An 8,788-nucleotide genomic window follows, 5' to 3' on the forward strand; every position below is an offset into this window, starting at 1 on the left:
CAGGCTCAGGTCGGGCAGCAATGCGCCCACCACGGCGGCGTTGTCGCCCAGGCTTTGCAGCAGCAGGGCGCGCCAGTGCTGGCGGCGCTCGCGTTCTTCGGCAGCCCGCTGCTGCAGCAGCTGGCGCAGGGCCTGACCCAAGGCGGCGTAGGGCTCGTTGCGGCTGTACTGGTCGCACTTGCCGCGCAGGAAATAGCCGCGCTGGGCCAGCACCGGGCCTTGCAGCTCGCCCACCAAGGCGGTCTTGCCTATGCCCGAATAGCCGCCCACCAGCAGCAGCTCGGGCCGGCCCTGGCGCGCGCGCTCGAAGGCCTCGCGCAGCTGCTGGCTGGCCGCCTCGCGGCCGTAGAGTTTCTGGGCGATGCACAGGCGCTCGGGAATGTCGGCGCGCGCCAGCACGAAGGGCTCGATGCGGCGCTGATCGCGCCACTGCGTCAGGCAGTGGTTCAGGTCCTGCAGCAGGCCGTAGCTGCTTTGGTAGCGGTCGTCGGGATGCTTGGCCAGCAGCTTGTGCACCAGGGCTGATAGGGCAGGCGGCAGCTCGGGGTCCAGCTCGTGCAGCGGCGTAGGGCTCAGGGCCAGCTGGGCATGCAGCAGGGCGATAGGATCTTCGAAGCGAAAGGGCTTGCGACCCGACAGCAGCTCGTAGAGGCTGACGCCCAGGGAGTAGAAGTCGCTGCGGTGGTCCAGCTCCAGCCCGGTGCGGCCGGTCTGCTCGGGCGAGACATAGTCCAGGGTGCCGCGCAGGGCCTCACCGGGTTCCAACTGCTGGGAGGCACCCAGCGGATTCAGAGGCAGAGCCAGGGCGAAGTCGCAGAGCTTGATGCGCAGGCCCGCCAGGTCCACCAGCACATTCTTGGGCGCCACATCGCCGTGGATCAGGCCGTGCTGATGCACCGCGCTGACCGCCTGACAGAGCTGCACGGCCAGGGTCAGGCGCTCTTCCAGGTTCAGGGACTGGCGCTCGATCAGCTGGGCCAGGCTGCAGGCCGAGAAGTCTTCCAGCACCAGTATCGGGCGGCGCTCCGACTCCAGCAGGTCCAGCGCGCGGATCACCCAGGGCGAGTCCAGGCGCTGCAGCACCGCATGCTCATGGCGCCAGCGGGCCACCACGGCCGCCGAAGGCTGTTCCCCGTCCAGGTACTTGAGCACCACGGTCTGTCCCTCGGGGCCGCTGGCGCGCGCCACCACGGTAGCGCCGTTGGCGTAGATCAGCTCGTGCAGACGGTATCCGGCAATGTGCATCGTGGCGGGAGTTGAGGGCGGCGCAAGGCGCTGACCTGATGCTCGCTCAGAGCGAGGGAGAGACGTTCCGCTTGACGACGCAGGGCGCCAAGCGGGTTGCGGTGAGTGTCGCAAAAATGCGTTACATCTGAGGATCGCCCCCCCCCCGAAGGTGGGATTATTTTCCCAGGGTAAACCTGGGGCAGCAGGGGATTCGGTGCTCCCAGCGTCACGCTGGCGACCTGGCTGCCTCCGCAGTGTCGAGCCGCACGGGGCCTTGGCCGCCCCTCTGCTCAGCCGGGCTCGGCGGGTGTCAGCGGGACGGGGCTGGCGCCCAGGCCATAGAGGGCCAGCATGCCCAGCACGTGGGCGATGGCCACGCCGGGCTCACCGGACTCAATACGGCCGATGGTCTGTACATGAACGCCCAATCGCGTCGCGGCTGCAGCTTGGCCATCGCCGGCCTGAAGCCGCGCCTGCCGGGCCGCAGCCCCCAGGGCCTGGATGGCGGCCAGGGCGGCCGGATCGATCTCGGTGGAAACATGTTTGCCTCGGGCCATGGCGGGATTGTGGCCCATGCGGCTGAGTCAAAGCTCGCGAACCGATGAAGGACAATCAGGCCATGTCTCAGAATGTCTTTCGTGCCCCCGAACTGCTGCTGCCGGCCGGCTCCCTGGCCAAGATGCGCGCGGCCTACGACTTCGGCGCCGATGCCGTCTACGCCGGCCAGCCGCGCTACTCGCTGCGGGCTCGCAACAACGAATTTCGCCTGGAGCAGATTGCCCAGGGTATTGCCGAGGCGCACGAGCGCGGCAAGAAGTTCTTTGTCACCAGCAATCTGATTGCGCACAACGACAAGGTGCGCACCTATCTGCGCGACATCCAGCCGGTGGTGGAACTCAAGCCCGATGCCTTGATCATGGCCGATGCCGGTCTGATCATGCAGGTGCTGGCTCAGATGGAGAAGGGTCTGTTCCCCAAGGTCCCCATCCACCTCTCGGTGCAGGCCAACACCACCAACTGGGCGGCGGTGAAGTTCTGGCAGAAGGTGGGGGTGGAGCGCATCATCCTCTCGCGCGAGCTGAGCCTGGACGAGATCGAGGGCATACGCAATGAGTGCCCGGACATGGAGATCGAGGTCTTTGTGCACGGCGCCCTGTGCATCGCCTACTCGGGCCGCTGTCTGCTCTCGGGCTATTTCAATCGCCGCGACCCCAACCAGGGCACTTGCACCAATGCCTGTCGCTGGGAGTACGGCACCCAGCCTGCCAGCGAGGACTCGAGCAGCGGCGAAGCCGTGCCTGTGGGCAAGTTGGAGCGCGATTTCAACTTCGCCGAGGCCCAGGCCGAGGCCGAGAGCAGCTTCTCCACCTGCGGCGGCGGCCAGCGCCACCCGGCGGCCGACCAGGTCTATTTCCTGGAGGAGAAGGGGCGCCCCGGCGAGCTCATGCCCATCATGGAAGACGAGCATGGCACCTACATCCTGAACAGCAAGGATCTGCGCGCGGTCGAACATGTGGAGCGCCTCACCAAGATTGGCGTGGATTCGCTGAAGATCGAGGGCCGCACCAAGAGCCTTTATTACGTGGCCCGCACCGCCCAGGTCTACCGGCGCGCGATTGACGATGCCGCGGCCGGTCGCCCCTTCAACCCCGAGCTGCTGCTGGAGCTGGAAGGTCTGGCCAACCGCGGCTACACCGGCGGTCTGCTGGAGCGCCGTCCGGCCCAGGACTACCAGAACTACATCAGCGGTCACAGCGAGCTGCACCGCAGCCACTTTGTCGGGGAAGTGACCGCCGTGCGGGAAGACGGCTGGGTGCAGGTGCAGGCCAAGAATCGCTTCGCCGTGGGCGACCGCATCGAGCTCCTGCATCCCAGTGGCAACCGGGTCATCGAGCTCAAGCAGATGCAAAACCTGGACGGCGAGCCCGTTCAGGTGGCTCCGGGCGATCCGGTGCGCGTCTGGGTGCCGCTGGGCCTGCCGGCCGAGGGCGGGCTGATCTCCCGTCTGCTGGTCTGACGCCCCGGGGGCAGGGCTGCCCCTATGGCCCCGCTTACCCGCGGGCCCGGGCTTCTCGCTAGAGTGCGGGCATGACCGAGACCGCAGCTGGCCCCAGCGAGGCGCAAGCCCCCATCCCCTTTGACAACCAGTTCGCCCGTGAGCTGCCCGAGGCGGGCGTTCCAGCGCAAGCCCAGCCCAGTCCGGCGCCGAGCTGGCTGTACTTCAATGCACCCTTGGCGCAGGAGCTGGGCCTGGACGTCGAGCGGCTCGGTGGCGCGCAGGGCCTGGGCTGGTTCTCCGGCCAGCTTGCCGTCCCCGGCAGCCAGCCGCTGGCCCAGGCCTATGCCGGACACCAGTTCGGTGGCTTCTCGCCCCAGCTGGGCGATGGTCGGGCCCTGCTGCTGGGCGACGCCATCACGCCCCAGGGACGGCGCTATGACCTGGCCTTCAAGGGTTCGGGTCCGACAGCCTTTGCCCGCCGCGGCGACGGCAAGGCCGCCGTCGGCCCGGTGCTGCGCGAGGTCCTGATGGGCGAGGCCCTGCATGCCCTGGGCCTGCCCACCACCCGGGTGCTGGCGGCGGTGCGTACGGGGGAGTCGGTGCGTCGCGAACGCCTCTTGCCCGGCGCCATGCTGACCCGTGTGGCCGCGAGCCATCTGCGTGTCGGCACCTTCGAGTTCTTTGCAGCCCGGCAGGATCAGGCCATGCTGCGACGTGTTCTGGACCACGCCCTGGGCCGCCATGACCCGGATCTGCTCACCCTGGGGCCAGCGCCGGATCAGGTGCTGGCGTTTTTGGAGCGTGTTCAGCAGCGCCAGGCGCGGCTGGTGGCGCAGTGGATGGGCATAGGCTTTCTCCACGGCGTGATGAATACCGACAATATGACCATCAGCGGCGAGACCATAGACTTCGGCCCCTGCGCCCTGATGGAAGCCTATGAGCCCGAGGCGGTGTTCAGCTCCATTGATCAATATGGCCGTTACGCCTACCGGGCCCAGCCCGGGATCGCACAGTGGAATCTGGCTCGTCTGGCCGAGAGCCTGCTGAGCTTGATGGGTGAGGATGCCGAGCGGGCCATTGAGCTGGCCAGTGCGCAGTTGCAGCGTTTTCCCGCCCAGTTTGCCGAGGCTTGGCGCGAGGTGTTTTTGGCCAAGCTGGGTTTGCGCGATGGCCCCCACAGCAGCCCCGACGATGCGCTGGTGCAGGACTTTCTGGACCTGCTCCAGCAGGCCCGAGCTGATTTCACGCTGGGTTTTCACGCCCTGGCCGACTTGCTGCCGGCGGCAACGCAGGAGGCCGATGCGCCGGGCCTGCACCCGCTGATCGTGGATGCACCGGCCTGGCTCGCATGGCGGCAGCGCTGGCATGCGGCCTTGATCGGGCAGGGCGATGCTCCCCAGCAACAGCGCGAACGCCTGCGGCGGACCAATCCGTGGATCGTGCCGCGCAACCATCAAGTCGAGGCGGCCCTGTCCGCCGCATCCGATCAAGGCGATCTGCGGCCCTTCGAGCGCCTGCTGGCGGGGCTGCGACAGCCTTTTACGCATGACGCGGCCCTCTCGGATCTGGCCCAAGCGGCGCCCATCGAGTTCACGGCCCGCTACCAGACCTTCTGCGGCACCTGAGGTGTTCGCCGCGGTGGCGATGTGATCAGCCTGGCGTGCAGGTATGAAAAAGGCCCGCCGAAGCGGGCCTTTCATTTGCGCGAGGTCGCGAGCGATCAGGCGTTCACGCCCTTGGCCACGTCTGCGTATTCCTCGATCTGGTCGAAGTTCATATAGCGGTAGACGCTGGCCTTGTCGGCGTCGATCACGCCCATCTCCTTCAGGTACTCCTCCTTGGTGGGCAGGCGGCCCAGGCGCGAGGCGATGGCTGCCAGCTCGGCCGATCCCAGGAACACATTGGTGTTCTTGCCCAGACGGTTGGGGAAGTTGCGGGTGGAGGTGGAGATGACCGTTGCGCCTTCGCGGACCTGGGCCTGGTTGCCCATGCACAGCGAGCAGCCCGGCATTTCGGTACGAGCACCGGCGGTGCCGAAGGCGGCGTAATGGCCCTCCTTGATCAGCTCGCTCTGGTCCATCTTGGTCGGCGGCGCGACCCACAGCTTGACCGGGATGTCGCGCTGGCCGCCGAGCAGCTTGGCCGCAGCGCGGAAGTGGCCGATATTGGTCATGCAGGAACCGATGAAGGCTTCATCGATCTTGGTGCCGGCCACGTCGGACAGGAACTTGGCGTCGTCCGGGTCGTTGGGGCAGCAGACGATGGGCTCGGTGATGTCGGCCAGATCGATCTCGATCACGGCGGCGTACTCGGCGTCCTTGTCGGCTTCCAGCAGGTCCGGCTTGGCCAGCCAGGCCTCGACCTTCTCAATGCGGCGCTGCAGGGTCTTGGCGTCGGCATAACCGTCGGCGATCATGTTCTTCATCAGCACGATATTGCTGGTGAGGTACTCCTTGATCGGCTCGGGGTTGAGCTTGATGGTGCAGCCGGCGGCCGAGCGCTCGGCCGAGGCGTCGCTCAGCTCGAAAGCCTGTTCCACCTTCAGGTCGGGCAGACCTTCGATTTCCAGGATGCGGCCCGAGAACACATTCTTCTTGCCGGCCTTGGCCACGGTCAGCAGACCGGCCTTGATGGCGTACAGGGGGATGGCATGCACCAGGTCACGCAGGGTGACGCCGGGCTGCAACCCGCCCTTGAAGCGCACCAGCACCGACTCGGGCATGTCCAGGGGCATCACGCCGGTGGCGGCGCCGAAGGCGACCAGACCCGAACCGGCCGGGAAGGAGATGCCGATGGGGAAGCGGGTGTGCGAGTCGCCGCCGGTGCCCACGGTGTCGGGCAGCAGCAGGCGGTTCAGCCAGCTGTGGATCACGCCGTCGCCCGGGCGCAGGGCCACGCCGCCGCGGTTGCTGATGAAGGCGGGCAGCTCGCGGTGGGTCTTGACGTCCACCGGCTTGGGGTAGGCGGCGGTGTGGCAGAAGCTCTGCATCACCAGATCGGCCGAGAAGCCCAGGCAGGCCAGGTCCTTCAGCTCGTCGCGGGTCATGGGGCCGGTGGTGTCCTGCGAACCCACGGTCGTCATCTTGGGCTCGCAGTAGGTGCCCGGGCGCACGCCCTGGCCTTCCGGCAGGCCCACGGCGCGGCCGACCATCTTCTGCGCCAGGGTGAAGCCGGCCTTGGATTCGGCGGGGGCCTGCGGCAGTCGGAACTGGGTGCTGGCGGGCAGGCCCAGGAACTCGCGCGCCTTGGCGGTCAGCGAACGGCCGATGATCAGGTTGATACGGCCGCCAGCGCGCACTTCGTCGAACAACACATCGCTCTTGAGCTTGAACTCGGCGACGGTCTCACCGTTCTTCACCAGCTTGCCGTCGTAGGGCAGCACGTCGATGACGTCACCCATTTCCAGCTTGCTGACGTCGACTTCGATCGGCAGCGAGCCGGAGTCTTCCTGGGTGTTGAAGAAGATGGGGGCGATCTTGCCGCCCAGGGTGACGCCGCCGAAGCGCTTGTTCGGCACGAAGGGAATGTCCTGGCCGGTGGCCCAGATCACCGAATTGGTGGCGGACTTGCGGCTGGAGCCGGTGCCGACCACGTCGCCCACGTAGGCGACCAGGTGGCCCTTCTTCTTCAGGTCTTCGATGAACTGCATCGGGCCGCGCTTGCCGTCTTCCTCGGGCTTGAAGGCCGCGTCGGGACGGGTGTTCTTCAGCATCGCCAGGTAATGCAGCGGGATGTCCGGGCGGCTCCAGGCGTCGGGCGCGGGCGAGAGGTCGTCGGTATTGGTCTCACCGGGCACCTTGAAGACGGTGACGGTGATCTTCTTCTCAACTTCCGGACGCGAGGTGAACCACTCGGCGTTGGCCCAGCTCTGCATCACTTCCTGGGCCTTGGCATTGCCGGCCTTGGCCTTGGCGGCCACATCGTTGAAGTAGTCGAACATCAGCAGGGTCTTTTTCAGACCCTCGGCTGCCACGCCAGCGACTTCGGCGTCGTCCAGCAGCTCGATCAGCGGATGCACGTTGTAGCCGCCCACCATGGTGCCCAGCAGCTCGGTGGCCTTGGCCTTGGAGATCAGGCCGACCTGGATGTCGCCATGGGCCACGGCGGCCAGGAACGAGGCCTTGACCTTGGCGGCGTCGTCCACGCCCGGGGGCACGCGATGGGTCAGCAGGTCCAGCAGGAACGCGTCTTCGCCGGCCGGCGGGTTCTTGATCAGCTCGATCAGCTCGGCTACCTGCTTGGCGTCCAGGGGCAGGGGCGGGATGCCGAGGGCGGCGCGTTCGGCGGCGTGTTGGCGGTAGGCTTGCAGCATGCGTACTCCGTTGGTGTCGGTTGAAGGGGCTCAGGGGGCGCTCGGTACGATGACCTTGAGCCCCTTGAAGTAGTCGCGGAAGAAACCCTGGTCGCGCGTGATCAGGCCGCTGCATTGCAGCAGGGCATGGGCGCCGACCAGGAAGTCGGGAATCGTGCGGGGCGCGGCGGCGGAGCCGGGCAGGGTGCCGGCCTCCTGCTTTTCGCGCAGGCGCTGCTTGTATTTGCGCTGCATCTCGCCGGCCCGGATGGCGGCGCGCTGGTCGATGGGCGAGAAGGCCAGGCCCATCTCCTCCAGCGCGTCCATGACCTCGGCGCCGTGGCCCAGGCCGGCCGTGACCTCGCTGAGCACCACATCGCAGACCACCACGGGGCCGCTGGACAGGGCCAGGCGCAGCGCAGCCTCGGCCGCGTCCGCACGGGCGTCGTCGCCCAACAGATCGATCAGCACCGAGGTGTCTACGGCCATCATGGGGTTCATGCGCTCCGTGTCAGGCCTCGGTCGGATCACCCGGGGCGCGGCCGCGCAGCTCGCGCATGATGTCGTCGGTGCTGGTGCCCTCGGGCAGCTTGAAGCGGCCGCGGGCGCGCGAGATGGCGTCGTCGACGTTTTTGCGCAGAATGATGCGGGCGCCGTCCAGCTCCACCTTGAGCGTGGTGCCCTTGGTCAAACCCAGTGCGTCACGCACGGCCTTGGGCAGGGTGATCTGCCCGCGCTCTGCAACGGTGGCTTCCATGCTGTCGGCTCCTGGGTATGGCCTTAAAAGTATGGATGAATTCTACATACTTTCAAGGCCGGCGGGGCGTGCGCCCCGCCATACTCAGAGCTTGGTGACGGGTGCGGTCACGCGGGGTTCAATCCCCAGGCCGCCATGATCCAGCGTGATGCCGGAGGCGGCTGCGGCGGCCTTGGCAGCCCTGGCGGCTTCAATGATCTCGCGCTGCTTGGGGTGGATGCATTCGTCCACCAGGCGTTGACCAATCTTGGTGTCCATCAGCATGGACTTGTTGCCAATCTGGATCATCAGGGTCTTGCCCGTGACGTCCTCCATGCGCAGGGCGCCGGTGCTGGAGAGCACGGGCTTCATGGTGAAGGTGTGCCGCTGCCAAGCCACGTCCAGATAACCCGGTGTGGTGTTGCGGGTGATGCTGATCGACTGCTTGAACTCGCAGTCATAGGTGCCCAGAAAGGCCATTTCGGTCGCGGCGAGCTGGTCGGCATCGGCCTCGGCCAAGACCGGCGGGGGCGGG

The 8,788-nt window shown here is 67.1% G+C and carries 7 protein-coding genes and 1 pseudogene; 2 read left to right on the forward strand and 6 right to left on the reverse strand.

Features of this window, described 5'->3' with window-relative positions:
* Positions 1-1,245 (reverse strand): serine/threonine protein kinase (locus ACK5F2_RS09365; RefSeq protein WP_409864275.1); only part of this gene is annotated, 1,245 nt, incomplete at its 3' end.
* A gap of 272 nt (positions 1,246-1,517) precedes the next feature.
* Positions 1,518-1,784, reverse strand: a complete 267-nt coding sequence (locus ACK5F2_RS09370) for a helix-turn-helix domain-containing protein (protein ID WP_409864276.1) — start codon at positions 1,782-1,784, stop codon at positions 1,518-1,520.
* A gap of 44 nt (positions 1,785-1,828) precedes the next feature.
* Between ACK5F2_RS09370 and yegQ the strand changes: the two genes are divergently transcribed.
* Positions 1,829-3,244, forward strand: a complete 1,416-nt coding sequence (gene yegQ, locus ACK5F2_RS09375) for a tRNA 5-hydroxyuridine modification protein YegQ (protein ID WP_409864277.1) — start codon at positions 1,829-1,831, stop codon at positions 3,242-3,244.
* Positions 3,245-3,315: 71 nt separating this feature from the next.
* On the forward strand, positions 3,316-4,851 hold the full coding sequence (locus tag ACK5F2_RS09380; RefSeq protein ID WP_409864278.1) for a protein adenylyltransferase SelO: 1,536 nt from the start codon (positions 3,316-3,318) through the stop codon (positions 4,849-4,851).
* A gap of 95 nt (positions 4,852-4,946) precedes the next feature.
* On the opposite strand, the gene acnB is transcribed toward ACK5F2_RS09380, so the two are convergent.
* From acnB to ACK5F2_RS09400, 4 genes and pseudogenes are all read right to left on the reverse strand, one after another.
* A complete protein-coding gene (gene acnB / locus ACK5F2_RS09385) occupies positions 4,947-7,538 on the reverse strand; it encodes a bifunctional aconitate hydratase 2/2-methylisocitrate dehydratase (protein WP_409864279.1) in 2,592 nt (863 codons plus the stop codon).
* Positions 7,539-7,568: 30 nt separating this feature from the next.
* Positions 7,569-8,018, reverse strand: a complete 450-nt coding sequence (locus ACK5F2_RS09390; protein ID WP_409864281.1) for a type II toxin-antitoxin system VapC family toxin — start codon at positions 8,016-8,018, stop codon at positions 7,569-7,571.
* 10 nt (positions 8,019-8,028) lie between these two features.
* Positions 8,029-8,274 (reverse strand): AbrB/MazE/SpoVT family DNA-binding domain-containing protein, encoded by a 246-nt coding sequence (locus ACK5F2_RS09395; protein WP_226878154.1) that lies wholly within the window; start codon positions 8,272-8,274, stop codon positions 8,029-8,031.
* A gap of 84 nt (positions 8,275-8,358) precedes the next feature.
* Positions 8,359-8,788: pseudogene (locus tag ACK5F2_RS09400) on the reverse strand (hypothetical protein); the annotation flags it as partial.

This window comes from Roseateles sp. (assembly GCF_046300915.1).
Lineage (GTDB): Bacteria > Pseudomonadota > Gammaproteobacteria > Burkholderiales > Burkholderiaceae_C > Kinneretia.

Excerpts from the sequence above, each read along its gene's own strand:
- ACK5F2_RS09390 (WP_409864281.1), bottom strand. The coding sequence starts at position 8,018 with ATGAACCCCATGATGGCCGTAGACACCTCGGTGCTGATCGATCTGTTG.
- ACK5F2_RS09395 (WP_226878154.1), bottom strand. The coding sequence starts at position 8,274 with ATGGAAGCCACCGTTGCAGAGCGCGGGCAGATCACCCTGCCCAAGGCC.
- ACK5F2_RS09370 (WP_409864276.1), bottom strand. The coding sequence starts at position 1,784 with ATGGCCCGAGGCAAACATGTTTCCACCGAGATCGATCCGGCCGCCCTG.
- yegQ (WP_409864277.1), top strand. The coding sequence starts at position 1,829 with ATGAAGGACAATCAGGCCATGTCTCAGAATGTCTTTCGTGCCCCCGAA.
- acnB (WP_409864279.1), bottom strand. The coding sequence starts at position 7,538 with ATGCTGCAAGCCTACCGCCAACACGCCGCCGAACGCGCCGCCCTCGGC.
- ACK5F2_RS09380 (WP_409864278.1), top strand. The coding sequence starts at position 3,316 with ATGACCGAGACCGCAGCTGGCCCCAGCGAGGCGCAAGCCCCCATCCCC.